The sequence below is a fragment of the Halorubrum sp. SS7 genome, assembly GCF_005435055.1.
GTDB lineage: Archaea > Halobacteriota > Halobacteria > Halobacteriales > Haloferacaceae > Halorubrum > Halorubrum salinarum.
The window spans coordinates 1-529 of the sequence record NZ_SGXV01000264.1 but is presented as its reverse complement, the minus strand read 5'-3'; the positions used below and the strand labels follow the sequence as shown (position 1 = coordinate 529).

The 529-nt window shown below is 46.9% G+C and carries 1 protein-coding gene; it reads right to left on the bottom strand.

All coding sequences use genetic code 11. The features are described from left to right. On the bottom strand, positions 1–529 hold a 529-nt coding region (locus tag EXE44_RS17955), incomplete at both ends, for a PH domain-containing protein (RefSeq protein WP_158293507.1).

Sequence of the window (529 nt, the reverse complement as noted above, 5' to 3'; positions counted from 1 at the left end):
TGCTCACGTGATCTGGTTATCTTATGCTCGTGGCGTTTGCCTGTTGTGTAGTAATGGGGTTGCTCATTAGGATTGAGCTGTTCCCATATGTTTTCCAGACGCGACTGGGTAACTGAGATATCTTCAGCGTTACTAACTCGATTGGAAACTTCAGACTGCCACCTTTCGTACTCGTCTAATTTTTCTCGGTACTCTTTGACAGCCTCTATCCAGAGGTCCCTATTGGTCCACTCGCTACCTGCTGAGCGTTTTTGTAAAGTAGGACCCAGTCTCTCAGTGACCTCACTGATCTTGATCGATTGTGTTGGTCCCGAATACCAGTGTATCGTCCGATGTGGTGTCTCAATTTCAAACCTAAGCCTCGTAGATGGTTCACTGGGGCTCCCACCACGGTTTGTATCGATAGAAAGGTTGGATGTTGGCTCGATTTTAAATTCCTCAATATTGCTGTACTGAATCTCTCTTTTGTTGTTGGTCGGTTTTCGCGCGATGAGGAGCAGGATGCGGTCGTCTGTTATTGCGACGATTG